The sequence below is a fragment of the Rahnella sp. CFA14(1/10) genome, assembly GCF_004195095.1.
Lineage (GTDB): Bacteria > Pseudomonadota > Gammaproteobacteria > Enterobacterales > Enterobacteriaceae > Rahnella > Rahnella perminowiae.
On sequence record NZ_SEWS01000003.1, the window covers coordinates 383,067 to 408,455 of the forward strand.

The following is a 25,389-nucleotide window of genomic DNA, read 5'->3' on the forward strand; positions in this document are numbered from 1 at the left end:
AAAACTTTCAGTAACGCCTGTTTAAAAATGAGCATGATTCACCACACAAAAGCCACGCAAACATCGCGTGGCTTTTTTCAGAAAATCCTGAACTGTTAAATCATCAGTTTTCCAGCTGGTACGTCAGCGTGATCTCAGCGTTCAGTACCTGAGAAACCGGACAGCCTGCTTTGGCTTTTTTGATGATTTCATCAAATTTATCTTTGTCGATGCCTGGCAGTTTCACTTTACTGTCGAGTGCGATTTTGGTGATCGCAAAACCGCCATCCACTTTATCGAGTGAAACATCAGCAACAGTATCGATGCTTTCCGGCGTGTGCCCGGCTTCACCCAGCATCAGCGAGAGCGCCATGGAGAAGCAGGCTGAGTGCGCCGCACCAATCAGTTCTTCCGGATTGGTGCCTGGCTTGCCTTCAAAACGGGTATTAAATCCATATGGCTGTTCCTTCAGGGCACCACTTTCAGAAGAGATATAGCCTTTACCGTGTTTAATGTCACCTTCCCAGTGTGCCTGTCCTTTCTTATGTATGGTCATCTTTTCCTCCGGTTTGTATTACATTAACTTTAAGTATAGCTTCTGATGAGTGATCCGCGAGGATGACCGGACTGTACGGTCTGCGGACACCTTTTCCATGAATCACAACAACATAGATAACCGGGGAATAAAGCATGTTTAAACCGCAAGATCTCGTTCAGTCCAAAACCGGCGGCCCGAAAATGATTGTCCGGCGCGTTGAGGGCGACACGCTGTGGTGCTCGCGGACAGATGACTTTTCTGCCACAGAAATTTCAGTAAAAGCCGATACCGTCGATTTGTATCATGAAGACGGCGATTTTGGCGTGTGCTGATCACCACATCGATTGACCATTGAGGCCGCCGTGGTGGCCTTTTTATTTCCCATGTATTGCCTCTGCTCCTTTAATGAATTAATATTCGATATTACAGTATAATTATTCATTAAAGGCGGTAATAAATGGACGTCGTTATCCCGGTAGAAAAACAGTTTCAGGCTTATAACAGTCACGATCTCGATACCTTCGTTTCCTGCTACAGCGACGATTTCATCGCATATCGTATGCCAAACATGTCGCCTTCCTTACAGGGCAAAGAAGCACTCAGAACTTTTTACAAGCACCACCGGTTTAACAACGCGGCGTTACGCGCTGAGCTGATTTCGCGAACAGTACTGGGCAATAACGTTTTTGATCATGAAATGATTTACGGGATTTATGACACCCCGGTTAACAGCATTGCCGTATTTGAAGTGGAGAAGGGACTGATTAAAACGGCGTGGTTCTATTTTGAATAGATATTCATTTTAGCCTGTGCATTAAAATAAAAAATCCTGAGATTGTTAAATCCCAGGATTCAATGATTCTACTTCCTGCCTGCTTTACCAGCCTTTTACCGCATCTCCGTGATAGATAGCGTCAGCCGCTTTTACTGTGGCATCCGTCTGATAAGACTCAACCAGTTCCTTCACTGCCTGACTGTCTTTGTTATCTTCCCGTGCCACGATAATATTTACATAAGGTGAATCTTTATCTTCGACAAACAGGCCATTTTTGCCCGGCGTCAGCCCGACCTGTCCTGAATAAGTGGTGTTGATGATTGCCAGTTTAATTTTGTCGTCATCAATGGCGCGCGTCAGCTGCGGTGCTTCGATTTCAACAATTTTGAGATGCCTGGGATTCTCAATGATATCCAGAGACGTTGGCAGCAAACCCACGCCCTCTTTCAGTTTGATCAAACCCTCTTTTTGCAGCAGTAGCAGCGAACGCCCCAGGTTAGTCGGGTCATTAGGTACCGCCACCTGCGCGTTATCACTGAGCTGATCGATGGATTTTATCTTGCGGGAATAGCCTGCAATGGGATAAACAAAGGTTTTCCCCACTTCCACCAGCTTGTAGCCGCGCTCTTTGATCTGCTTATCCAGATAAGGACGGTGCTGAAATGAGTTCACATCAATGTCACCGCTGCTCAGCGCAGAGTTTGGCAACACGAAATCGTTGAAGGTCACGACTTCCACATCAAGGTTGTATTTATCTTTGGCGGTTTTTTTGATGGTTTCCCACATCTGCTGATCAATACCCGCACTGATACCCACTTTAATGTGGTTTTCCTGCGATTTTTGGTCACAAGCACTCAGCGCCAGTGCACCTGCCAGAGACAACGCCAGAACTGAAAATTTTAGTGTTATGCGCATAAAAGTTTTTACTCTTTCCGTGAATAATTAAAATGTTGAAATAACATCGCTGAAGTTCACAGTGTTTCAAAGCAGGTCGTAATGGGCAAATACGAAAAAGAAATAACCAGATACGGGACTGTTATGGGAACGGACAGAAAACAAGCAACTATTGAGTTTCATCTGCCTTACAACGCATAAAACCCGCTCTGCGCGGGTTTTGTCGAAGGAGATACTCTTATGTGGAAAGATTTCCTGATCGTAAACCGATTATTCGCCCGCAGCCTGTAATACCGCAGGCTGAGGGCGGGACAGAAAGATGGTGATGCCTGCCAGCAGTGTCAGCACACCGCCGAGCAGAAAGGCACTGCTGACGCCCGCGTGGTCAGCGAGGATACCACCAGACAATGCACCCAGCGCAAGCGATGTCTGGAAGACACACACCAGCAACGCCGAACCGGTTTCAAACAACGCAGGTGACGCCTGATAGGTCCAGATATTCAGACATACTGGCAGGGCCCCAAAGGCTAATCCCCAGAGAATTACCAGTACACAGGCCAGCGCCAGCGGCACCGGAAACAGCGACAATACCAGCACCGAGACGCTGAGCAGCAGCATGTTGAGCATAAATGCCTTCTTCACACCGAACTCACGGACAGTGATTTCACTGGTCAGTGTGCCTAACAACCCCGCCACACCGTAGCCCATCAGTAACAAAGAAATATTGCCGGCAGAAAGGTGCAGGTTAAACCGCAGCCATGGCTCGAGGTAGGTATAGGCCGCAAAATGACCGCCCGCCATAAATACCCCGATGATCAGCGCATAGCGGATCCCCGCAACTTTCGTGACGCCAAGCATCGCACGCAGGCCGATAGATTGCTGGGCGGGCAGCGAAGGCAGCGCCACCCATTGCAACACAAAAAATGCCAGCGCCAGTACGGCATTGAGCGTAAACGCCATCCGCCAGCCGAACAGATCGCCGATAAAAGCGCCCGCCGGTACACCTGCGACCGTGCCGACCGCCACGCCAGCGGTGATCAGCGAAATGGCCCGTGCACCCTGCTCTTCTGACACCAGCCGTCGTCCGGAGGGAATGGCAAACGACCAAAATCCCCCCACGCCGATGCCCAGAATAATACGTCCGATCAGCAGAATATTGAACGACTGCGCCAGTACGGCGATACCGTTGGCCACGATCACCGTTGCGCTGAGCAACAACAGTAAGGTGCGGCGATCCATTTTTCGGGCAAACAACATAATCAGCGGCGCAGAAATTGCAGCCACTAAACCGGGCAACATCACCGCCAGCCCCGCATGCCCTTCGGTAATGCCCAGAGACTGGGCGATCGGCGAAAGTAAACCGATCGGCAAAAATTCAGTATTAACCAGCGCGAAGGTGCCGCAGGCCAGTGAGAAAACCGCCAGCCAGCGGCGGAACGCAGAAGTTTCTGGCCGGGTGTCCAGCGATGAGCACTCAGTCATTTTATTATCCTTAGCAAGGTGAACTATTTCATGTCTGTATAATCTGGCTAATAAACGTGATCACTATCACAGGGTCAAGGCATTTTCATAATGAGTGTTAGGGTATTTCTTATCCGCCTGCCGGATAAGCCAGTCTCCGCCTGCCATGCCGGCTGCAGAGGTACGCGGAGGTTCAACTGAAAAAGGCACATACAGATAATGCGGACAGAAAATCTCTCCACATATAAGTATGTTGTAACTAATGTGCAAAAACAGTGAAATTAACCGCCGGATACGGCGGTCAAAAAATGATGGAAGACAACACGGGAGTACCGGGGTTAATGCGACACTGATTTTGAATAAAGCTGGATGATCATAATACCGAGGGCGATGCAGCCCATGCCAATCAGCGCAGGCGTATCAAGCCGTTGTTTGTAGATGAAAAATGACATTGTCGACACAAGGAAAATCCCCATTCCTGCCCAGATAGCATAGGCGATGCCGATATTCATCACTTTAACAACCTGGGAAAGTCCGTAAAACGATATGGCATAACCTACAATCACAATGACGCTCGGAACTAACCGGGTAAATCCATTGGATGCCTTCATCATCGTGGTAGCCAGCGTTTCAGCGCAGATAGAAACAGCAAGGATCAGATATATTTTGAACATAACACCTTCTGAATATGAAATTTAAAAAAATAATACCATACCCCGCCCTCCGGTATTTAACGCAATTAACCTCCTCTTCTGACCAAAATGATTGAAAACGACGGGGACGCAGACATTCAGTGATTTCCTATTTTTACAACAGGTGCAATTTCAAGCAAATCTTTTCTGTCATGCTGGATAAGATGTGGGTTCGAAGTTTTTAAGGTGGCGAAACCAATGTCTATTTCATTGACGACGAGAGAATTTATACTTTCATCTTTAGAGAAAGTGGGTGTTGACAATAGGAAGCTGGCAGCAATCGCAGAGGGCGCTGAAATCTACGGACCTGAAGGCTTACTTGACTCAATACATTTAGTGGGTTTCATCGCAGAAATGGGTGAGTGGATGGAAACCAGAACCGATTCATCCGGGAGTTTTTTTGATATCCTTGATGGCGATCTGTTCGAAAACTTCAAAAATATCAATGAAATTGAAGCGCTGTTAAGCCGGAGGTATAGCCATGTTAGCTTTTCCTCCTGACAGCCGGTTTATCAGCGCAGAAAAAATCGAAGACATTTGTTATCAGCGTCTGGCTGACCAGGTTCCGACACCTTTCTATGCCTACAGCGCATCGCAAATACGGGCAGACTTTTCAGCGTTAAAAAATTCACTTCCTGATGATATTCACTATTTTTATTCGCTTAAAGCGAATCCGAATAAAGCGTTAGCACGCCTGTTAAACCAGGCCGGAACAGGCTGTGAAGTATGTTCTCTGGCAGAACTCGAAACGGTATTAAGTCAGGGCGTCGAGCCGCAAGATATTATTTTCGTCGGCCCCGGAAAATACATTGCTGAATTAACGCAATGTTGTCGTATTGGTATTAAAGCTGTCGTCATAGAATCCATTGAAGAAATGAAACTGCTCAATGACATTGCAGCAAGCATGGGCGTTATACAAACCATTGCGTTACGCATCAACCCGGACTTTATTGGCGAAAAAGCCAAACTGGTGATGAGCGGCAAGCCCCGGCAATTTGGCATAGACGAACAACTTTTACCACAGGCCTTTTCCTGTGTCGGGCAGCAGAGTCATTTACGGCTCGCGGGGATCCACATTTATCTCGGTACGCGGATCCTTGACTGGCAGGCACTGGCTAAAAATACTTTGAATATTCTGTCGCTGGCCGAATCTTTGCAGAATACCTACAAGATTCATTTTGATTTTGTTGATGTCGGCGGAGGTTTTGGTGTCCGGTATTTTGACAAAGAAAAAGCGCTGGATATTGATTCGCTGGGTGATGCGTTAGCGGACATTATCCGTACTTATCACGAAAATTTCCCCCGGTGTAAAATTATCGTCGAGTTGGGCAGGTATCTGATTGCCCGCGCCGGTGTTTTCGTTACCCGGGTTAACTACCTCAAGCCCTCGCGGGATGAATGGTTCGCGGTTTGTGACGGAGGTGCCAACTGTCACGGCAGTGCGGCAGGGATCAATTCTTTGATTCGCCGTAATTTTCCCATGGCCCGCCTGGGTGAAACCCGCTCCGACCAACAATATCGTTACCAGGTCACCGGGCCGCTTTGCACACCCACAGATTTATTAGGCGAGAACGTTATGCTGGCTGAACTGCGTCCAGGTGATCTTATTGGCATCGGACATTCAGGCGCTTACGGGGCCAGTGCCTCACCGGTAAACTTTTTAGGTTTTGGTCATCCTGCCGAAATTCTGGTGGAGAAAGATCAGGCTTTTCTTATCCGGACCGCAGATAACATTGAAACATTATTGGCGCCTCAGATTTGTCAGCCATTATCTGTTGCGAACGCCTAAGGTACCTCTATGTCTCTGGAGTTTTCCGCATCAAATATTCTGTGGCATGAGTTTGAAAAAAATAACGTGCCTTCTCCGGCAGCGGACAGTGAGCAACTCGATAAAGTTAAAAGTTTTGTTAACGCTTTTTTCCAGTCCCATTCCCGGATAAATGAAGCCCCGCTTCGGCCGGTCTCCCGTTGGTATAATGCAGATAACCTGACCTTCACGGCGATGCTCAAAAAGTTGGTCACTCAGCTTGAAGAACAGGCGCTGGTGAATGATCTCGATTTGGTGGTGCTGACCCACTGGACGCCTGATGCAGAAATCGGCGCGTCGGTAACCAATGCCATTATTTACGAAACCGGCTCTCATAACGCTTTTGGTATCGCCATCAGTGATCATGGTTTAAGCAGTGCCTTTGTTGCGCTGCAAATCATTGAAGATTACCTGGAGGATATTGGCGGGGACGGGCGTTCCCGCAAGGCGCTTCTGATGATGGCCGATCAGGATGCGATCCTTTATGACAGCCCTTATCTCGCCAGTTTCCGGCCTTCTGCCAGTTGCTGTTTGCTCCTTTTACAGAGCTTCGCACCCGCCGGTGTCCGCAGCGTGCCGGGCAATATTATCTTTAAAAATTATCAGAAGACCGCGCTCCCGCTTTCCGGGGCGGGCATTTATCCTTTGCTGTCCACGCTGGATATGTTCAGTGATACGGAAAACAAATTGCCTCTGATTATTCTGACAACAATGCAGTTGTCGTCTGTATTGCGCCGGGATGAAAACTTCCCGTCTATCCAGATAGAAACCTGGGACGATGCCTTCTTGTCTTCAGCGCCCTGGGTATTACTAAAAAAGCTGGCCCGGAATAATACGCGATTCTTATTCATCGTCCCGGAGGGGAAGAACATGATATTTGCCAGTTTCGTGATGGAGGGCTGATCGTGTATATCCATGCCACCACAAAACTGGTTGCTCCCGTTCTTACGCCGCTGTCTGTACTGGAAAAAAAATACCGCTGGGGGGAGCGCAACCATAAGATTTTTAGCCGGTTTCATAAGATGCAGTCTGCCAGTCTCTTTGAACATGAGGCATTACCGGATCTGATCATCCGACTGCTGCAGCAATTACGCGCGGAGTGTGACCCCGGGTTATTTCGTCAAATTCGCTATGTTGCCTGGGCGCATTCTCTGCATGCCGTCAGTCCGTTCGACCTTATGACCGGACAGTCCGGCGGACTTCAGGCGCTTTTTGGTGATCGGGATATTGAATTTTTTTCGGTAACCCAGGCATCCTGCGCTTCGGGTCTGATGAGTCTGAAATATCTGCAGGCAAAAATGAGCACCGCGCAGCAGAATAATGCCCCGGTGTGTGGCCTGTTGATCACCGGCGAAAAATGCTTTCACCGTACGGTACAATACGTCGATCAGAACGGTTATTTCGGCGAAGCTTTTTGCGCCACGCTGGTCGGTATGTTGCCTTCGGTACAGTCACTTCGCCTGCGTGCACTCCACATACAACAACTTGCTGCTTATGGCACACGTATGCGGTCAACGGATCGTGAAAGTGAAAATGCTTATGATCACGCATTTCTGCCGATGATGACCGAAACCATTCAAAAAGCGCTGGAAGCCGCCGGGCGCAAGCCTGAAGACCTCAGCGCCGTGCTCCCCTATCACATCAGCCCGGTGACTTTTGATCGCATTGCCGACCGTACCGGTTTTGGCAGAGAGATCATTTTCCATCATAACCTTTACACGCTGGGTCACTGCTTTTGCAGCGATGCGTTTCTTAATCTCCACAGTCTTCTCGCCCGTCACGATAATCCTGCGAAGTCTCAGTGCATGCTTGCGCTGGCATCCGGTGTGGCGGGCACCTTTGGCGCCATGGTTCTCGAATCAGAAAGTGAGGGTAATCAATGAATACAAGTCATTTAACGCATTGGCTGGCCCGTTCTGCACAGGCATTCCCGGAGAAAACAGCCCTGGTTGCCGGTGATGATGAGATAAGCTGGGCAGCACTGTCCCGGCGAGTCATGAAGACGGCCAGCTATTTGCAGCAACATTCTATTAAACGGGGCGACCGGGTGGTGGTTTGGCTGCCCAACAGTATCGACTTTGTGGTGTGTTTCTGGGCGGTTCAATACCTGCAGGCTGTCTTTGTTCCTGTAAATCCTGATACGCCCGTCGCGCGCGTGCGCTGGATATTCAACAATGCCGAGGCTGCATTGCTGGTCAGTAGCAGTGAACAAGCTGCTGCGCTGTTTGCCCTGCCCGCCGATGAACAAGGCCAGCGCTCCCCGGGCCCGGTGCTGTTTGATAAGCCTGGTGCGGAGAACCTGATCCATCCGGTATTGCTGACCTTACAGCATATCGCAGCACAAGCAGACGTTGCGCCGCTGACGGTGGAAAATGCGCTGGATATCGATTTGGCCAGCCTGATATATACATCAGGTTCCACCGGCCATCCCAAAGGTGTCATGCTCACCCAACGCAATATGTTGAGTGCGGCGTCGTCGGTGTGCACTTATCTGGATCTCCGGGCAAGCGATCGCATCTTCTGCACTATCCCGATGAGTTTCGACTACGGGCTTTATCAGGCGATTCTGGCCGCCAGAGCAAGCGCAACACTGATCATTGAAAAGGATTTCAGTCGCCCGCTGTTTGCCCTAAAACAATTGGTGAAACACCAGGCAACGGTATTGCCAATTGTTCCTACATTGCTGGCTCTGATTGCCCCTCTGGCAAAGCGTTATGATTTTTCTTCTCTGCGTAAAATCACCAATACGGCTGCCGCACTGCATTCCAATGATATTGATACACTGATCACCTTATTCCCTCAGGCGGAAATTTTTTCTATGTATGGCCTGACGGAATGTCATCGCTGCACCTGGCTGCCGCCGGCGATGTTGTCAACGCATAAAGAAAGTGTCGGTTACGCCATTCCGAATACCGAACTTTGGGTGGTCGATGATAACGGCGTGCAACACCGTAACAATGCCACCGGTGAACTGGTAATCCGTGGTGCGACAGTCATGCGGGGATACTGGCGCAATGAGGAACAAACGCAAAATAAATTGCGTCCCGGCCCGCTTCCCGGCGAATCCGTACTTTATACGGGGGATATCTGCAGGCTGGATGAACACGGCCTGCTTTATTTTGTCGCCCGCAAAGATGACATTCTGAAAACCAACGGTGAGAAAGTTGCCCCCAGAGAAGTCGAAGGCGTACTAAAACGTATACCCGGCGTCGGACAAGTGGCGGTGATTGGCCTCTCTCATCCGGTTTACGGTGATGAAATCATCGCCTGTATTGAATGTGTGACAGCCCCTGATATTGCCCTGCTTAAAGCGTTCTGTCAGACACATCTTGAAGGTTACAAGCGCCCTCACCGCTACTATTTCAGCGAATCATTGCCCAAAAATCCTAATGGAAAAATTGACCGTAACCGGCTGCCTGAACTCCTGTTATCCCCGCCCCATGATGTTAAACGCGAATCCGTAAAATTATAAGGAAATCATCATGTTTACCTCAACCATCATTGAAGCTATCGGTTTAGTGCTTGAAAGTTCTCATCTCTCAGAATTACATGCAGAAACGCATCTGGAGCGCGATTTAGGGTTTGAAAGCGGCCTGTATATTGAGCTGATTATGTATCTTGAAGAGAAAATCGATGGTCTGATCCTTGATCCCGCCACATTAGAATTTGAGCATTTCGAAACCGTCGGCAGTTTATCGAACTTCATTCAACTCCAGCTCGCGAACCGGGCTGCTTAAATGGATGCATGGACAGAAATTATCGCCATTTTTATGCGTTTCCGGCATCAGCCCGGTGCGGCCTGGACCCATCACGCGCAAAGCTGTGATTATACGGCGCTGGGCCAGCGCGCGGCAGATCTTGCCGTGCAGATACGCAGGCACCAGACCGAATACAACACCCATTTAAAACCGGTGCTGGTATACGGGCATAAGTCATTTGATTTTATTGCCGCCTGGTGGGCATGTCTGATTTGCGGTTGTCCGGTGGTGCCGGTTGAATCGGACCACAGTCCTGAGCGCGTTGAGAAAATTGCACGCACGGCTGGCGCTGACCTGCTGGTGAATACCGGCACGCCAGCCGTTCAGATAAACATTGCCGGGGCTATCCACACGGCAGCTGTCAGCGCGTCAGGTTGTACTGAAGCCATGTTGCATGAACTGCTCAGGGAAAGCCGTCAGCGGTTGCATGATGCATCCGGCATTCCCCTGGCTTATATCATGTTTTCCTCCGGCACCACCGGCGAGCCCAAAGGGATCCAAATCAGCCTGCAAAACATGGTGAATTTCATCCAGTGGATCCGTGCAGATTTCCCGTTAAACGGCGCAATCACCGGCAATGTTCGCTACTGCTTTGATGTTTCGTTATTTGAAATCTGGTTAGCCTGGATTTTCCTGCAACCTCTGTCAGTACTCGATCATCGCGAACTTATTAACACCCGTAAGATGATTGCTCAGCACGCACAGGCCGGGGTTGTCTGCTGGGTGTCCACGCCCTCGATGATCCGCCTTTATCTGTTAGATCCCATGTTCAATGCAGAGCAACTTCCCCGGCTCAGGCGGTTTATTTTTTGCGGTGAAACACTGACAAAAGACATCGTCGCTCAGCTATGGGCACGCTTCCCTCAGGCTGCGGTGATAAACACCTATGGCCCGACGGAATGTTCTGTGGCAGTGACCTCCGTGCTGATCACACCGGAGATGATGAGCGATGCATTGCCATTGCCGATTGGTGCTGCCAGGCCTGGTGCGATGCTCAGCCTGTACGTGCGGCACGGTGGCACCGGCCAGGGCGAGCTGCTCATTAGCGGAGCCTGTGTCGGCCCCGGTTATCTCAATGCACCGGAGAAACAACGGACCCAGTTTATCCGGCATGCGGAGCAAAACGCTTATCTGACCGGTGATATCGGCCAGATGAAGGCGGATTATTACTATTTTCTGGGACGGGAAGACGGGGAAGTCAAAATCCAGGGGCACCGTGTTGATCTTTATGAAATAGAGCACTTCCTGCGCGACCATAATCTCGTTTCAGATGCCGTGGTTACGCCTCATCTGCGTAAAGGTCATGCGGAGGCCATTCAGGCCTGCGTCATCCTCAATGGTTCAGGCACGCTCTCTGAACTGGGCCAGGCCATGCAGGCACACTTTCCGCCTTGGTCCATCCCGCGTTACTGGTATGCCATTCCTCAGACTGTTTTGAATCATAACGGGAAACTGGATCGTAATGCGGCACGCGATCTGGCGCTCAATAAAGGGGAAAAATATGTTTTTATCGCAAATCAGACCGTTATTTGACCGGCTGAGAAACCGCAGTAACGCCACTGCGCTGATTAATCAGCAGGGAAGGTACAGCTTTGCTGAACTGGGCGCCCGCACGGCAGCTATCGCGCATTTTCTTACCCCGCATGCAGGCTGCAATGTTCTGATTTTCGGTCATAAACAGCTCGATGCGGTGGCCTGCATTCTGGCCTGCATCAGTAAGGGATGTTGCTTCACCTTTGTTGACCAGGCGAATCCGCCGTCAAGAATTGAGAAAATTGCCAGGATGACAGGTACGGAAGTGATCATCACCACCCTGGCACAACCGCTTGCAGGGCTGGAGCCCTGGCCGCAGTGCGTCAGCGCATCACTGCACGATATGTCTGCCGCTTCTCTGCCCGAGGAACCGATCTTAACCCAGCCACTTTTTTATATCCTGTCGACATCAGGCAGCACCGGTGAGCCTAAGGGCGTCAAGGTCAGTTATGACAATTTTGCGGCGTTCAGTGCCTGGTTCGCGCCCCAGGTCACCGCCGGAAAAGACAGGGGTTGCCATGTCAATCATGCCTGTTTTTCTTTTGATATGGCCATTCTCGATCTGATCCCCGTCCTCAGCCGCGGGCAGACAGTGCTGATGCTGGATCATTGCAATAATGTTTTACCCCGGCAAAACATAAAGCTCATGACCAGAGAGCCTGAAGCGCCTGTCACCAGCTGGTTTTCAACCCCCAGTTTTGCCGAAATCATGCTGAAGGATCCTTTATTTAACCACGTAACATTTGCCAGTCTGAGGCGTTTTTATATCGGCGGTGAGCGGGTTGCGCTGGGTTTAGTCACACAATTGCAGACGCGTTTCCCGGGGCTTGAGGTACTGCACGCCTATGGCCCGACAGAGACGACATGTGTAACGCACACGCATCTTTTGTCCCATCCGCCGCAGCATAATGCCGGCTTGTTGCCTTTGGGCAGGCCGCAGGGGCTTAACCGCATGCGCATCGTCGATGAGACAGGTCATGCCGTTTCCGCGACGGTAACGGGCGAAGTCAGGCTTTATGGTCCTCAGGTTTCACAAGGCTATCTGCCTGAAGATCACCCGCGCAATCAGGCTTTCGGTGAGGATGAATTTGGCCGGTATTACGCAACAGGAGACCGCGGTTTTGTCGATGAAAACCAGTCACTGTTTATTTGCGGAAGGGATGACGGGCAACTTAAGCTGCATGGCAACCGTATCGAACGGGCAGAAATAGAATCTGCTGTCTGCGCAAATACCAATGTTACCCAATGCTGCGTGGTGCCGGTTGAAGAACAAGGTAAGGTGACCGACCTGCAACTGTTTGTACAGTTGCATGAGGACAATCTGCACCACCGGCAAAGCTTACGCCGTTTTTTGTCTGAGCAGTTACCGGGATACATGATCCCCAGGCAACTGGTTTTTTGCCAGTCCTTCCCGATCACGTTGCATGGAAAAATAGACCGGCAGGAACTCGTCCGACAACATCTCTTATCTGATATTTTTTAACGGCTCACCTGCAAGCACATATAAAAAACTCAATGTGAAGGGTGAGACAATCTCCGGCATGGAGTTATCTTCATCGTATTGAAGAATAGCTGATTTTATGAAATGTGAACGGGGTCATAATGCGTTTTGATCATACCGGTTATGTCGTGTCAGATACAGATGCAACTGCGGCGGCTATTAAAATTTTCTTCCCCGTGATCATCAGATATAAAGAACAGATTAATGCCCAGCAAGTGTTAATTACATTGCTGGCCACGGCAGATGGAAATAATCAGGTTGAACTGGTTGAACCATTAAAAAGTAATATTCACCTGCAAAGCATGCTGGAAAAATCAGGAAAATCCTCCCTTCCCTATCATATTTGTTTTGTTGTAAATAATTTTGACGAACAATACCAGGAGATGAAGTCCGCAGGCTGGATTGTATTAACGCGCCCGTTTAATGCTTTCAAAAGTGATCATCGCGCCAGCCATCTTTATCATCCGGATGCCGGAATAATCGAAATCATGTCGGGGGCCTTATGAAATCATTTTCCGATCAGGCGTCAGACATGGACTTTTTAACCCCCGGTTCAGATGCGCAGGATATTGCCGACCAGCTTCGTCAGATAGTCTCCCCGGACCAAACACGTATCGTCATGCGCGAATGGTCACAGTCCGCAGCATTTAACTACCTTGGCCTGCCCGCTAAATATGTATTACAACAAAATATACAGAATTATCAGGATATCAGCCTGGCAGCACGCTACCGGCTGTATGAAAAAGTGGGTTTTATTTCCCCGATCCTTATGTTTTCTGCGCCCGGCCCCGGTATGGCGGCATTTGCGGTTTCCGGGCTCGGCACAGAGCAACAACAGGATGCTTTTTTTAGCCGCTTTCAGGAAACTTTAGGCTGGTCATGTTTTGCGATGACTGAACCGGAGCAGGGAAGCGATGCAGGCGCCATGGAAACCAGGGCGTCGCCGGTCAGGAACGGCTATCTGATCTCGGGCAGAAAAATGTTCATCGGCAATGGCATGATTGCTGATACCGGTGTCGTATTTGCCCGCACAGCACCTGGGCCGCTGGGTATTAATGCCTTTATATTTAATCCTCAGGTTGCAGAAATCTCGCGCTACGCACTGGAATTAAACGGCTTAAAAGGCACCAATCTTGCCCATATAGAGTTTAATGACGTATTCATTCCTGAAGAAAATATGTTGGGCCGGCACCTGAAGCCTACCGAACGATTTGCAAAATCAGCCATCGCCACATTTGATGCCCTGCGCCCCTGCGTCGGCGCGCTGGCGCTGGGTGTGGCACGACGTGCGTTACATGAATGGCAATCCCATCTTCAGCTTACCGTGTCGCAGTCTGTGTGGTTATCGCAAACGGAACGTCGCTGGCTGGCGGTATATCACCATGCCCTGCGAAGTTGCCAGCAAACCGACGATAAACAACCACCTGACAGTCATCCCGGCATGGTGAAAACCAGCTGCGTAATACTTGCCGATGAGATAATCAGCTGGCTTATTCATGATACGCCAGCCGGGAATATGCCCCTGCTGAACAAACTGTGGCAAGCATTCCGTGACGTGAAAGCCTTTGAATATACCGAGGGCACACGGCAGATCCATCGTTTAAATCAGGGATTTTCACGCAGGCAAAGGATGAGCACATGCCTTTAACCATTACCCTGCTCGGCCAGGGCGCGATAAAAGTTCGCAGTTGCTGTGAAGCGGTGACGCCTGACAGCCGGCATTTTATTGCCGCTGGGTTACCGGAGACCGGGGCAACATCTGGGACAGAAGATTGCTGGTATCATCACTGGCCGGAAGAAGATTGCGGAAACCGCCTGCATGCAAAAATTCTTCTCACACTTTGCCATCACCATTCCCACCCTTCTGCGAAGAGCCTGCTGGTCTATGATTCGCTTTATCCGGCCGCACGCGGAGCAACCCCATTGCTCCAAAGTTTACTTTGTCACTGTCCGGGGTTTTCCGAAGCCTGGGGAATTTGCAGCGGTTGTTTTGATCCCGATGCCGCCAGTGCCCTTGCCCGGGTTCTGATGACGGAGGAATGTCGTTTGCTTTACGTTTTCGATCCGATGCAAAGACTCAGTCAGTGCCCGACGCCTCAGGAGTCAGAATTGCATTATCTGATTTTTTCGGCGCGGACGTTGAGACCGTCATGAATAATAGGCTGGATTCGCTGATAGAAAAGCTGTCCTCGCCCGCTGTTTTTCCTATGCGTGCCTCAGAGGCTCAACAGCTTGCACTGATGAGAACACAGACCCTGCATTGCGGGTCACATCGCAGCAGGATCCTGATCAGTGGAAATCCGGGGTACGGGGCAAAAAAAGCACTTTTATTGCACGGATGGGGAGGCCATCCGCTGATGCTGGCCCAGGCTAAGGATATCCTGCAGGCGCAGGGGTATGAGGTGTATTTGCCATTTTTGCTCGGACATGATCCGCAAACTCCGGCACCGGCTGATTTACCTGTGCAAACTCAGTTACTGCTCACCCTGCAAACGACATTTGGCACTTTCGATACCGTCGTGGCGCATTCCGCTGGCGGACTTATCACCGCCTTGTCGGCATCTCTTGGGTTTCGTTTCAGGAAGCTGGTGCTGATGTCGGTACCGGCCTCTTTTACCAGCCTGCTTCGGCACTTTTTACGGCAAAACCGTCTTCCTGTTCAGTATCTGGCCCCGCTGTGCGCGGAGTACCGGTCCCGTTTTCCGGCCGCCGGCATGCCCGAAACAGACGCACTTTTTGGCCTGGGTGAGATACCGGCCTTAATAGTGCATGGTCAGCAGGACAATAAAATCAATCATGCCGATGCGCGGAAGATTCATCATCAGTTACCCAACAGCCGGCTGGAATTAATAGAAGATACCGGCCATCTGGGCGTGCTGACCCATGTCAGGACACACCACGCCCTGGCCTCTTTTCTTCGCGCGGCAGGCGCTGGTGATGAAAAAAGGAGTCATCATGTTGGGTCATATTGAATCCATTACGGTATACATCCCTGAGCAGCGTAAATCGCTGGCTGAGGTGGCCCCGGCCCTGAATCTGAGCCCGCTTGATGTCAGAATGTTTTCCCGCTTTTACGGATTGGCAAACTTTCCGCGCCAGCCAGGTTCCCTTAATGATCTGTTGCGCCCGCTGTTAAAACAATTCACCGAAAATCATGCGCACTGTATTTCCCGGATAAAACATGTCGTCCATGCCCATACGCTGCCCTGTATCCGCCCTTTTGACCTGCATGGTAAAGCGTTGCTTGATGAAGCCGGATTTTCTGACGATACCCATTACATGTCTCTGACGATGGGACATTGTTCAACGTCATTATCCGCCGTCGACTATGTCTGCAGGCGGCTTAACGCGGGAGAATATGCCTTACTGCTGGTTGGCGAGAAAGCATTTCATCCCAAAGTAGAACTTATTGACGACACCACTATCATGGGCGAGGCCGCCTGCGCCGTTTTGCTCAGCCGTTCGGGTGAACGTTGCAGAGTGACCGCCAGATACAGCATGCAGGCAGGCGAATTTAGTCAGCATCGCGGAAACGCAACAGAAGAAGAATCCCGCTTTGCCAGCGTTTATATTTCTTTTATCGTCACTGCGATGCGCAATGCCCTTGGACATTTTGGTCATACCGCCAGTTCGCTCGCCTGGATTGCGCCGCATAATGTCAATTTATCGTCGTGGCAGAGGCTTGCTGATGAACTTAATATTACGCGTCAAAAAATATTCCTCGAAAATGTGCCGCGTTATGGTCATTGTTTTGGCGCTGATCCTTATCTGAATTTAGCCACATTGATCCGTCAGAAAAAGTTATCACCCGAGACGAATGTGATGATGGTGAGTGTGGGCATGGGCGCAACGTTCTCTTCATTACTGTTAGGCTTATCTGACGGTAATGAAATTCCGGTGTTTTGCAATTTGGAGCAATTTCCCGATATTAAGCAGGATTAAGTTAACGCTCACGTGTTTCTTTATGTGATGTATTAACTCCTCATGGCTGATATTACAAAACTCTACCCGCAGCTGAATGAACTTAATGCCGTGCTCACTGCCGCTGGCAAATTGTCAGAATATAATCCGGACCACGCGGTGACTGGTTTTGATCATCCCGAACTGATGAGCATTGCCTGTATCGGTATTCCTTCCCGTTTTAATCCCTGGGAAACCGCAGCATTCTCTGACGTTGATTATTCACATCACTTACAAATCATCGAATATTTAAGCCGGACAGATGCCAGCGCCATGATGATGCTGCCCGGCGCTTCCCTCAGCACACGCGCCATTTTGACGCTCGGCACTGAACAACAACAGGCGCGTTTTTTCTCCTGTTTTGAACACAGTCCTGCCTGGACATTTTTTGCGGTTACCGAGCCCGGAGTCGGCTCTGACGCCACAGCGGTTTCCTGCGAACTCACGCAAAATAGCCAGGGATGGTGGCTTAACGGACAAAAGATGCTGGTCGGCGGCGCAATGCGTGCCAGTGCAGGTTTGGTATTTGCACGTTATGAACAGACCCACCGGTTAGTGATGGTATTTCCTCAGGGGAAAACCGGGGCCTTGCAGCGTGAACTGCTCGATACATTCGGATTAGCCGGCGCTTCGCTGACACGTCTGACGATGACGAATTTGCATATCAAAGAAGACGATATTTTAGGACTCGGTCGCCGGGGATTGCAGCAGGGACTTAACGCACTGAGTAAGGTCTTTGAGAGACACCGTCCGATGGTCGCCGCCATGGCGCTGGGCACCACTTACGGGCTGCTGAAGGCGCTGGAAACGCGGCCGTTGCCGGTCGCGGCAAAAAACTGGCTCGCCGGTCAGTGGCGTAAATATCATGCCCTCTTTCAGCAGATGCTCACACTGGCACAGGGATATCATTCGGGTCAGCAGCAGTATGCCCAAACCAGCCGCCTCAAATTAAGTGCCACCCGTCTGGTTGAGGAGACTGCACGTCACCTGCCCGACTGGCTGGCAACGCAAGACTGGCTGGAAGACACCTTCCTGCGCAAACGCTACCGGGACAGTTTCGCTTTTGAATACATGGAAGGGACCAGCAATATTCACTTGCTTAACAGCGTCCGTCCGCCTGAAACCCGGGGGGATCAATACCATGCTGTACCTTGATCCCGCCGATATTGTCAGCCGGTCGTTCCACCATACTGAGGTTCCTCAGCCCGAATGGGAGGAAGATATTCCTCACTGGCGTTCGTATGTTCAGCACTTTTTCGCCGCCAGCGGTGAGACGCTCAGCGCAGAGGATGAACAGGTTAATGCCTGGATCAGCAGCAATGAACGGGCAGCCTTCAGTGATATGGTCGCTGCACTGCTGCCAGACCTTGCACCGGTGGTACAGCCGCAGCGGGTGAAAACGGTGCTGATGGCGCACTGGACACCTGACCTGCACATGGGCAGTTCCGTGGTGAATTTTGCCATTCATCAGCTTGGCCTGGCTCACTGTCTGGCGCTGGCTATCAGCGATCGCGGGCCGGATGCCGGTTTGTTTGCACTTGATGGCCTCAGCGACTGCCTGCGCGGGAAAGATGAAGACGGACTGTTGCTCATCGCCGAACAAAAAAACCTGATGTATTTTTCACCGCTGATGGCGCGCCTGAAACCGGAAAATAATGCCTGCATCTGCCTGGTCAACACACAACAACGGGGTTTACGTTATCTGGGATATCAGCGCCTGACACCGTCAGCGGATCTTAATACAGACATCCTGAAATCTGTTGCTCACTTCGGGCTGAGCCTTGAACAGTTAACGCTTATCGGCCCGGCCCGGTGTCTGGCGGCTTTGCCTGCTGGCTGCACGTCCTTCGCCGTCAACCCGCATTTACTTTGCGCAGCACCCTTCGTCGCGCTGGGTGAAATCTTTCAGCCCGGGCGTGACTATCTGTTAATGAGTGAACACGACGGACAGATTAGCCTGTGCGGCCTGGCCGCCGCAGAGAAAATGACATGAATATTTTTGCGCTGAAAACCTTTATTCCGCCTGCGCGTTTATCGCTTGAGGACATTCTCAGCCGACGCGGCGCACATCCCGGTGAAGCCCGGACATTCCGGCATCTTTTCGGCTTTCAGGCAGCATCAGTCCTGACAGCGGAGGAAAGTGCAGCCACGAGTTTTGCCTCACTTTTACAGCAAGGTGCCGGACAGCTGAATCAGGCGGAAAAAATCGATGCCATTATTTTAGTTCAGGGATTGCCTGCCCGTTCACAGCGGCAACATGTTGATTTAACACTGATACGGCAACGTTTCGACTTTATTGCTCCTGACGCTCATCTCATCACCCTTAATCAGCAAAATTGCGCCACGTTATTCTGGGGGCTGCTGATGGCACAACGTATGCTCGAACAGGGTAAATACCGGTGTGTGGCACTGCTGGCCGGCGATACTTTGGCAGATTTCGATCTGGCTGAACGCTATGTGCCCGGCTGCACATTGATCGGAGATGCCTTCATTTGCGCACTGCTCAGGCCGGGGGGCGGTGAGCGGAGAGTCACGGGCATTCATTGTTTTCATCATCCTCAATTCTGGCAGGGCCTTGACGGCAGCCGGGATGATATCAGGGGTTTCTACCAGGCTCATGATGCGCTGGCCGGTCAGGCGCTCGGGAAATATTCGCCCGCAGTGCGCCGGGAAGCCTGGTTGCTGCCTCACAACATTAACCGCCTCAGCTGGCAAACCTGGCGGCGACATTCAGAACACGCACAACAGCGCATTGCGACCGATCTCATCGGGGAATGTGGTCATTGTTACACCACAGATCCTCTTTTATTGCTCAATGACTACTCCCCGGCAGAGACCGGCCGGCCGGCATTATTGCTTTCTGTCGGGCTCGGCGGCTGGGTGGGCAGCGCCATGATCACCTCAGATACTCTTGCGGAGCATCAGTATGTCCAATAACGCGCAAGCCATCCCCTTTTTTATCCCGCCGTCCATTCAGTATGCGCAACTGGGTTTTCTTAAAATCGCTGAACTGGCGTGCCGTCAGAAGGGAGATAAGGTTTGGATAGGTGAAAAAGAAGATGCCGTGTTGTTGCTTGCCGGTGCCCGGCATATACGTTTACTGATTGAGCAGGAAAGTCAGTTCGTGAAGGAGTTTGATCATCTCTCTTCTGCCTCAACCATCGGACGCATCTTACTGGGTCAGTCCCTGACGACATCAAAAGAAGGTGAGGAATGGCGCCTGGCGAGAAAACTCACGACACCCCTGGTAAATCCGAAGACTGCCTTACTCAAACAAGGTACCGAACTCTCTGCCCGCTGGCTGCTCAACGTTTTACAGGACCCTGCGCAGATCTCATTGCGTGAAATCTGCCTGCACTGGGCGCTGATGTGTGTAGCTGAAGGATTTTTTGGTCAGGGGATCAGTCTGTCACAACTGAATACGCTGATTGACCATTTCCGTCGCATCTATCTGCAACTGATTATCGCTGCGCCGACATCAGATTATGAGGAACTGTGCCGCCATCCGGCACTGGTCGCCTTCCGACAGGAAGCGGAGTCACTGCTCGGCCCGTTGCTCAATGATGCAAAGCCCGGCAATACCACCATGCTGGAACGTCTTTGTCAGGCACTCAGTCCCGAAGCCAATCCCGAAGCACGGGAAAGGGTCATCAATCTCCTGCTTGGAAATCTTGCCGCCAGCGTAGATAACACAGGTATTGCTTTGTTATGGAGCCTGACACATCTTTCGCAACACCCGCACTATCAGCAAGCCGTGCGTGAGGAAACGGCGCACGGCAAACGAAATATGGCGTCAGCCATTGTCCGGGAATCGCTCAGGCTCACGCCGGTCACCGCATTTTTTGAACGCCGTGTGGCCGAAAACCTTGTTGTAGATGGCCATGTTATTACGGCGGGCACGCGCGTGCTATTTTCTCCGTGGCTGGTACACCGCAATCCAGCCTGTTGGGCAGAACCGCTTTGCTTCAGGCCGGAGCGCTTTCTGAGCGAAGATAAAATTGCACCGGAGATTTTCTTACCGTTTAGCGTCGGGAAGCGAAACTGTGTGGGCATGACTCTTGCACTTGATCAACTGACGACGGCTGTTGTGACGCTGTGTGAAAATTTCCAAATTTCGCTCTCACCCTCAACATCTCCTGCGGCCCTCACCCCGCTTTTTGAGCTTAACGTCGTCCCCCGTGGAGATATTTCCTTTATTCTCGGGTCAATACACAACGCTGAACTGAATGACTGCATCCGGTGATCTGCCCGCACTCAGCCGGTTCTGTTTCTGACAATCTCAGTCAATCACCGGCAAGCAAAAGTAAGCACAATGATGAGAAGCAGGCAGAAAGGTATCGGTGAAATTGTGTGCCGGAAGGATTTTGTATGCCTCAATCAAGTGTGGAAGAAACGTTTCTGACGCTTGCTACATTATGACGAAATCAAGGAATTATGATGAAAAAGATCACGTTAGCGCTCGCCCTGCTTGGCGGTATCACCAGCACCTCAGCCTTCGCCGCAGAAAAAACGTTTCCTCTCGAAGCCTTTAACAGCGTCGAGGTCCGACAGGGCATCAATCTCACCATCAAATGTGCCGCAACGCCTTCGATGGTTGTCACCGGTTCTGAGGATACGCTGAACAAATTAAAAGTGACGAATGCCAGTCACGCATTACTGCTGATCAACGATGCTGCTGAAAATGATCGCTTTGTCTCGCACACGCTGGATATCACGCTGTATACCAGTGCTCCGCTGAACAGCCTGGCGGGCAAGGCCGGCGTTAAAATTACAGCACCGGCGTGCGCGGTTGACCCGTCTAAACTGGCCGTTTCAGGCAGTATGGGCGCAGATATTCAGGCTGAAGGTAAAACGGCTGAATTAAATCTGGATCTGGCGATGGGCGGGACGTTTAACAAGAAGCCCCGCGAGTTTACGGCAGAATCAGCGAACGTGCGCATGAGCATGGGTGCCGAATCCTCCCTGTGCCATATCCCCAAAATCCAGGGCACTCTGGCAGCGGGTGCGCGTATTTCCGTCAGCACCTCTGCGCAGGTGGATACCGGTGCCGCCAGTGCTTTCGCCAGCGAGATTTCAACTTCCGGCTGCGCTTAATTCCCGGTCCGGTGAAGACAGACCTGCCATCTGACGGGCAGGTCTTTTCGCGTCTGACAGGCACCATACGCCAGACAATAAAAACCGTCATTCTCAATGACAGCGTGGTGTAACACCCCCCTCTCCCCCGTATATTCATCCAATACGTCAGCTGTTGCGTTATTCTGAGGGAGGGCACAAAAACTGGCGAGCGACTGTGTCAGCCCGGTTCCACGCGCCTTCAGCCAGGCTTCCTTAATACTCCAGAGCCGGGTAAAACGGACCAGGTAATGTTCTTCATCTTCTGCCAGCCAGCGCTGCTCATCCGGGTGGAAAAACCGGCGGGCAATCGCTTTTTTTACCTCAACTTTACCGCTTATCCTTTCCAGATCCACGCCAACCTCTGTACCGGAACAAAGCACTATCGCAGCCGATGCCCCGCTGTGCGATAGGTTGAAATGCAACCATGGTGCCCCGGGCAGCCAGGGTTTACCCTGAGGCGTCCTTGCGATAATGAGTTGCTCATCTGTCACCGATAAACAGTTCGCCAGCACCTGACGCAGCCAGCATTGTGCCCGCTCACGCAGGGATTGCTCAGGCCGCGAATACTCAAAATGATGGAGCAAACACAGCCCTTCACCTGCCCGGAGTTCAGGAAGAGGATCACAGCGGTAAATTGAGGGTAACCCGGCAACCGGTTCGATCATGTCGATTCTCCAGAGACAGATAGCCGCCATGGCTTTCAGCGATTTGCCGGCACAAAATCAGTCCGATGCCGCTGCCATTAGGTTTAGTGGTATAGAAGGGGACAAACAGATTTTTGGGGTTGGTCAGTCCGACGCCCTGATCAAGGATCGTCACACACAAACGCCCTTTTTCCTGCGACCATTCAATGCAGACCGGCGTGGTGGAATCACTCATCGCTTCATCCGCATTCTTGATAAGGTTGATGAGTAGCTGATGGATCTGCACCCTGTCCATAGCCACCATCAGCGGCGCGGGGCCTTTCAGGCAAATATTGCGATGCGCGAACAACAGAGGCAATTCTGAAATCAGGGCCGCGAAATCCAGCGGTGCCTTAACGGGCGGCGCGAGTTTGCTCAGTTGTCGGTAACTGCTGATAAAAGCAATAAGCTCTTTCGCCCGGCGGTTTATCAGATCAATACCTTCCGCAAAGCCTTCGGGCAGATTTTCTGAATGGCGGCGGTAATGTTGTTGCAGCATCTGACTGATAGAAGCAATCGGGCTGAGGGAGTTATTAATTTCGTGACTGATAACGCGCAGCAGGTTTTGCCAGGCTTTTTGTTCTTCCTTGCGCAGCATGTCGTCTACGTCACTGACAAACAGCAAGATATTCCGGATCCCGTCAATCATATAGGTATCACTGGAGACGTTATAACGTCCCGGACGCCCTTCGTGGTGGGATTCAACCGGATGCTCCCGGTTAGCATTTTGCAACAGGGCATCCAGTTGCCAGTGGCTGGATTTTTCCCCGATCAGCTGTTCAAGCGAGGTCCCGAGCATGCGTGATGCTGCCTCATTACACCAGATCAGCCGGTGGTTATCATCCAGCGCAAAAATGGCCACGTTGATATTAGAGATGACTTTTTGCAGCAGAAAATCCATCTCTTTCTGCTGCTGACGGTGGCGGGATAACTGACCTGAAATGTCATTGATCTGTTCAATGACGCCTTCAAATACGCCCTGCCCGCTGGTCACGCCGCGAAGGCTAAAATCTTCCTGCTCAACGGCTTCCAGCAAGTTGGAAATAACGTTGATTTTATAGAGAAGTTGCTGGAAGAAGTGATAAGAAAAATACACCAGCGTGGCACACAGGATAACCAGGGTAAGCGATTTGAGATAAACCGACTGATGCGGGAAGAGCCACAACAGAAGATAGGCAATAACTCCCCCCAGCGGGGACAAACTGCACAGTAATAAATGACGCGACTCAAATGACCGAAAAAGTTTACTCATGACAGATTTTTAGTTTATCCAGTCTGCGGTAAAAAGCACTGCGACTCAGCCCCAGCGATTCCGCTGCTTTGACAGCATTCCCGTCATATTGACGCAGACGCTGTAAGAGTAACGTTTCTTCCATTTCCGCCAATGTGCCCGTTTCAGGCGGGTTAACAGGGTTATGACTTTGCTCATGTCCGGCGGCCCCGGCCCTGACAGGCAGCGGCAGACACAGATCAGCCAGGTCAATAGTATTATTGCGGCACAGCAAAACACCCCGCTCAAGCAAATGGCTCAGTTCGCGGATATTTCCCGGCCACGAATAGTCATGCAATCCCTGTCTCGCCAGCGCTGATAATACCGGTTTAGGCTTATTATATTTGCGGGCAAAGCGTTGCAGGAAACGTTCAGCCAACGGCTCAATATCCTCCTGCCTTTCGCGCAGCGGCGGTAACTGTATCTGGATGACATTCAGGCGATAGAGTAAATCCTGGCGGAAACGCCCGTCTGCCACGGCGTTTTTAAGATCCGTGTTGGTTGCAGCAATTATCCGGCACCCGGTGGTTTGTGTCCGCGAGGAGCCCACACGTTCAAACTGCCGCTCTTCCAGGACACGCAATAATTTCACCTGTTGTGACAGCGGCAAATTACCAATTTCATCCAGGAATAGTGTGCCTTTATCCGCCAGTTCAAAACGGCCAATCCGGTTTTCCCGCGCGTCGGTAAAGGCGCCTTTTACATGACCGAACATCTCGCTTTCAAACAGCTGCTCATTGATACACCCCATGTTAACTTCAACAATACTGTGCTCAGAACGGGAGGACAATTGATGGATGAAGCGGGCCAGCAGACTTTTGCCGGTGCCATTTTCACCCAGTATAAGAATGCTGGTATCGGTGGCAGCCACAGTTTCAACAACGTTGATTAAGTGTTGCATGGCCGGTGAACGAACCACCCATTCGCTGTCCATGTCATCTTCAAGTGCCCGTTTCAGCAGCTTATTTTCTTCCCGCAGGCAATTCCCGGAGCGTCTCGCCTGGCTCAGTGCAATCTGTTGCTGAACAATGCTTAACAGGCGTTCGTTATCCCACGGTTTTTGAATAAAATCCGCCGCACCGGCACGCATTGCGCTTACGATAATGTCCACACTTCCCCACCCCGTCATCGCCACAGCGGGAAGACAGTCATCAAATTTCTTTAACTCATCCAGCAGTTGCAAACCCTCAAGACCTGAGGTGGTGTCTTTCTGAAAGTTCATGTCCATCAACACAAGATCAAAGGCTTTGTCAGACAAATGTGGCAATAACCGGTTAGCCTGTGTTTCCAGAGTCACGTCATACCCTTCCATACGCAGCAACATGTCGAGGCTGGTCAGAATGCCCGCATCATCATCAATCACAAGAATACGTTTTTTTTCGTTCATTAAAGCATCCGGCTTGTGCCGCCGCACCCCGCAGGC

General features: G+C 51.0%; 27 protein-coding genes. 20 read left to right on the forward strand and 7 right to left on the reverse strand.

What is annotated here, in order from left to right; genetic code table 11:
- Positions 1-103: 103 nt before the first annotated feature.
- Positions 104-535, reverse strand: coding sequence for an OsmC family protein (locus tag EVX52_RS08390; RefSeq protein WP_129953433.1), 432 nt, complete (start codon positions 533-535; stop codon positions 104-106).
- Positions 536-669: 134 nt separating this feature from the next.
- Here EVX52_RS08390 and EVX52_RS08395 point away from each other — a divergent pair, with 134 nt between their 5' ends.
- Together EVX52_RS08395 and EVX52_RS08400 are read left to right on the forward strand one after the other, a co-directional pair.
- Complete coding sequence (locus tag EVX52_RS08395) at positions 670-849, forward strand: DUF2158 domain-containing protein (protein WP_129953432.1); 180 nt, start codon at positions 670-672, stop codon at positions 847-849.
- Positions 850-974: 125 nt separating this feature from the next.
- Complete coding sequence (locus EVX52_RS08400) at positions 975-1,310, forward strand: nuclear transport factor 2 family protein (RefSeq protein ID WP_129953431.1); 336 nt, start codon at positions 975-977, stop codon at positions 1,308-1,310.
- Positions 1,311-1,394: 84 nt separating this feature from the next.
- On the opposite strand, the gene metQ is transcribed toward EVX52_RS08400, so the two are convergent.
- The 3 genes from metQ to EVX52_RS08415 form a co-directional block, all read right to left on the reverse strand.
- A complete protein-coding gene (metQ, locus tag EVX52_RS08405; protein WP_129991078.1) occupies positions 1,395-2,207 on the reverse strand; it encodes a methionine ABC transporter substrate-binding lipoprotein MetQ in 813 nt (270 codons plus the stop codon).
- Positions 2,208-2,456: 249 nt separating this feature from the next.
- Positions 2,457-3,668: an MFS transporter gene (locus tag EVX52_RS08410; protein WP_129953429.1), complete on the reverse strand. Its 1,212-nt coding sequence runs from the start codon at positions 3,666-3,668 to the stop codon at positions 2,457-2,459.
- A gap of 317 nt (positions 3,669-3,985) precedes the next feature.
- Entirely contained in the window at positions 3,986-4,321 is a 336-nt protein-coding gene (locus EVX52_RS08415) for a multidrug efflux SMR transporter (RefSeq protein ID WP_129953428.1), read from the reverse strand.
- A 216-nt stretch (positions 4,322-4,537) separates the two neighbouring features.
- On the opposite strand from EVX52_RS08415, the gene EVX52_RS08420 reads away from it, so the two are divergent.
- The 18 genes from EVX52_RS08420 (at position 4,538) to EVX52_RS08505 (ending at position 21,992) form a co-directional block, all read left to right on the forward strand.
- On the forward strand, positions 4,538-4,840 hold the full coding sequence (locus EVX52_RS08420) for a hypothetical protein (protein WP_129953427.1): 303 nt from the start codon (positions 4,538-4,540) through the stop codon (positions 4,838-4,840).
- Positions 4,821-6,128: a diaminopimelate decarboxylase gene (locus EVX52_RS08425; protein WP_129991079.1), complete on the forward strand. Its 1,308-nt coding sequence runs from the start codon at positions 4,821-4,823 to the stop codon at positions 6,126-6,128. The genes EVX52_RS08420 and EVX52_RS08425 overlap by 20 nt, the downstream gene beginning before the upstream one ends.
- Before the next feature lie 9 nt (positions 6,129-6,137).
- A complete protein-coding gene (locus tag EVX52_RS08430; protein ID WP_129991080.1) occupies positions 6,138-7,049 on the forward strand; it encodes a hypothetical protein in 912 nt (303 codons plus the stop codon).
- 2 nt (positions 7,050-7,051) lie between these two features.
- Positions 7,052-8,029, forward strand: a complete 978-nt coding sequence (locus tag EVX52_RS08435) for a 3-oxoacyl-[acyl-carrier-protein] synthase III C-terminal domain-containing protein (RefSeq protein WP_129991081.1) — start codon at positions 7,052-7,054, stop codon at positions 8,027-8,029.
- The gene (locus EVX52_RS08440; RefSeq protein ID WP_129953423.1) at positions 8,026-9,618 is read left to right on the forward strand and encodes a class I adenylate-forming enzyme family protein; all 1,593 of its coding nucleotides are present in this window, start codon (positions 8,026-8,028) and stop codon (positions 9,616-9,618) included. The genes EVX52_RS08435 and EVX52_RS08440 overlap by 4 nt, the downstream gene beginning before the upstream one ends.
- Positions 9,619-9,628: 10 nt before the next feature.
- Positions 9,629-9,883 carry a phosphopantetheine-binding protein gene (locus tag EVX52_RS08445; RefSeq protein ID WP_129953422.1) on the forward strand — a complete coding sequence of 85 codons (255 nt, stop codon included), beginning with the start codon at positions 9,629-9,631 and terminating at the stop codon, positions 9,881-9,883.
- Positions 9,884-11,437: an AMP-binding protein gene (locus EVX52_RS08450; protein WP_129991082.1), complete on the forward strand. Its 1,554-nt coding sequence runs from the start codon at positions 9,884-9,886 to the stop codon at positions 11,435-11,437.
- A complete protein-coding gene (locus tag EVX52_RS08455; protein WP_129991083.1) occupies positions 11,406-12,920 on the forward strand; it encodes an AMP-binding protein in 1,515 nt (504 codons plus the stop codon). The genes EVX52_RS08450 and EVX52_RS08455 overlap by 32 nt, the downstream gene beginning before the upstream one ends.
- A 119-nt stretch (positions 12,921-13,039) precedes the next feature.
- Positions 13,040-13,444, forward strand: a complete 405-nt coding sequence (locus EVX52_RS08460; protein WP_129953419.1) for a VOC family protein — start codon at positions 13,040-13,042, stop codon at positions 13,442-13,444.
- A 26-nt stretch (positions 13,445-13,470) separates the two neighbouring features.
- Positions 13,471-14,586: an acyl-CoA dehydrogenase family protein gene (locus EVX52_RS08465; RefSeq protein ID WP_240783444.1), complete on the forward strand. Its 1,116-nt coding sequence runs from the start codon at positions 13,471-13,473 to the stop codon at positions 14,584-14,586.
- A complete protein-coding gene (locus tag EVX52_RS08470) occupies positions 14,577-15,092 on the forward strand; it encodes a hypothetical protein (RefSeq protein ID WP_129991085.1) in 516 nt (171 codons plus the stop codon). The genes EVX52_RS08465 and EVX52_RS08470 overlap by 10 nt, the downstream gene beginning before the upstream one ends.
- The gene (locus EVX52_RS08475) at positions 14,978-15,910 is read left to right on the forward strand and encodes an alpha/beta fold hydrolase (RefSeq protein WP_240783445.1); all 933 of its coding nucleotides are present in this window, start codon (positions 14,978-14,980) and stop codon (positions 15,908-15,910) included. Before EVX52_RS08470 ends, EVX52_RS08475 begins: the two co-directional genes overlap by 115 nt.
- Positions 15,894-16,880: a 3-oxoacyl-[acyl-carrier-protein] synthase III C-terminal domain-containing protein gene (locus tag EVX52_RS08480; RefSeq protein ID WP_129953415.1), complete on the forward strand. Its 987-nt coding sequence runs from the start codon at positions 15,894-15,896 to the stop codon at positions 16,878-16,880. Before EVX52_RS08475 ends, EVX52_RS08480 begins: the two co-directional genes overlap by 17 nt.
- Before the next feature lie 42 nt (positions 16,881-16,922).
- On the forward strand, positions 16,923-18,053 hold the full coding sequence (locus EVX52_RS08485) for an acyl-CoA dehydrogenase family protein (RefSeq protein WP_129991086.1): 1,131 nt from the start codon (positions 16,923-16,925) through the stop codon (positions 18,051-18,053).
- A complete protein-coding gene (locus EVX52_RS08490; RefSeq protein WP_129953413.1) occupies positions 18,040-18,891 on the forward strand; it encodes a hypothetical protein in 852 nt (283 codons plus the stop codon). Before EVX52_RS08485 ends, EVX52_RS08490 begins: the two co-directional genes overlap by 14 nt.
- Positions 18,888-19,835, forward strand: a complete 948-nt coding sequence (locus tag EVX52_RS08495; RefSeq protein ID WP_129953412.1) for a 3-oxoacyl-ACP synthase — start codon at positions 18,888-18,890, stop codon at positions 19,833-19,835. The genes EVX52_RS08490 and EVX52_RS08495 overlap by 4 nt, the downstream gene beginning before the upstream one ends.
- Positions 19,825-21,141, forward strand: coding sequence for a cytochrome P450 (locus EVX52_RS08500; protein WP_129991087.1), 1,317 nt, complete (start codon positions 19,825-19,827; stop codon positions 21,139-21,141). Before EVX52_RS08495 ends, EVX52_RS08500 begins: the two co-directional genes overlap by 11 nt.
- 191 nt (positions 21,142-21,332) lie before the next feature.
- On the forward strand, positions 21,333-21,992 hold the full coding sequence (locus EVX52_RS08505; RefSeq protein ID WP_235174360.1) for a GIN domain-containing protein: 660 nt from the start codon (positions 21,333-21,335) through the stop codon (positions 21,990-21,992).
- Here EVX52_RS08505 and EVX52_RS08510 read toward each other — a convergent pair.
- The 3 genes from EVX52_RS08510 to EVX52_RS08520 are packed head-to-tail and all read right to left on the reverse strand — an operon-like array spanning position 21,989 to position 25,353.
- Positions 21,989-22,678 (reverse strand): 4'-phosphopantetheinyl transferase superfamily protein, encoded by a 690-nt coding sequence (locus EVX52_RS08510; RefSeq protein ID WP_129991088.1) that lies wholly within the window; start codon positions 22,676-22,678, stop codon positions 21,989-21,991. The genes EVX52_RS08505 and EVX52_RS08510 overlap by 4 nt on opposite strands.
- Positions 22,635-23,948 (reverse strand): PAS domain-containing sensor histidine kinase, encoded by a 1,314-nt coding sequence (locus EVX52_RS08515; protein ID WP_129953408.1) that lies wholly within the window; start codon positions 23,946-23,948, stop codon positions 22,635-22,637. The genes EVX52_RS08510 and EVX52_RS08515 overlap by 44 nt, the downstream gene beginning before the upstream one ends.
- Positions 23,941-25,353 (reverse strand): sigma-54 dependent transcriptional regulator, encoded by a 1,413-nt coding sequence (locus EVX52_RS08520; protein WP_129991089.1) that lies wholly within the window; start codon positions 25,351-25,353, stop codon positions 23,941-23,943. The genes EVX52_RS08515 and EVX52_RS08520 overlap by 8 nt, the downstream gene beginning before the upstream one ends.
- Positions 25,354-25,389: the final 36 nt, after the last annotated feature.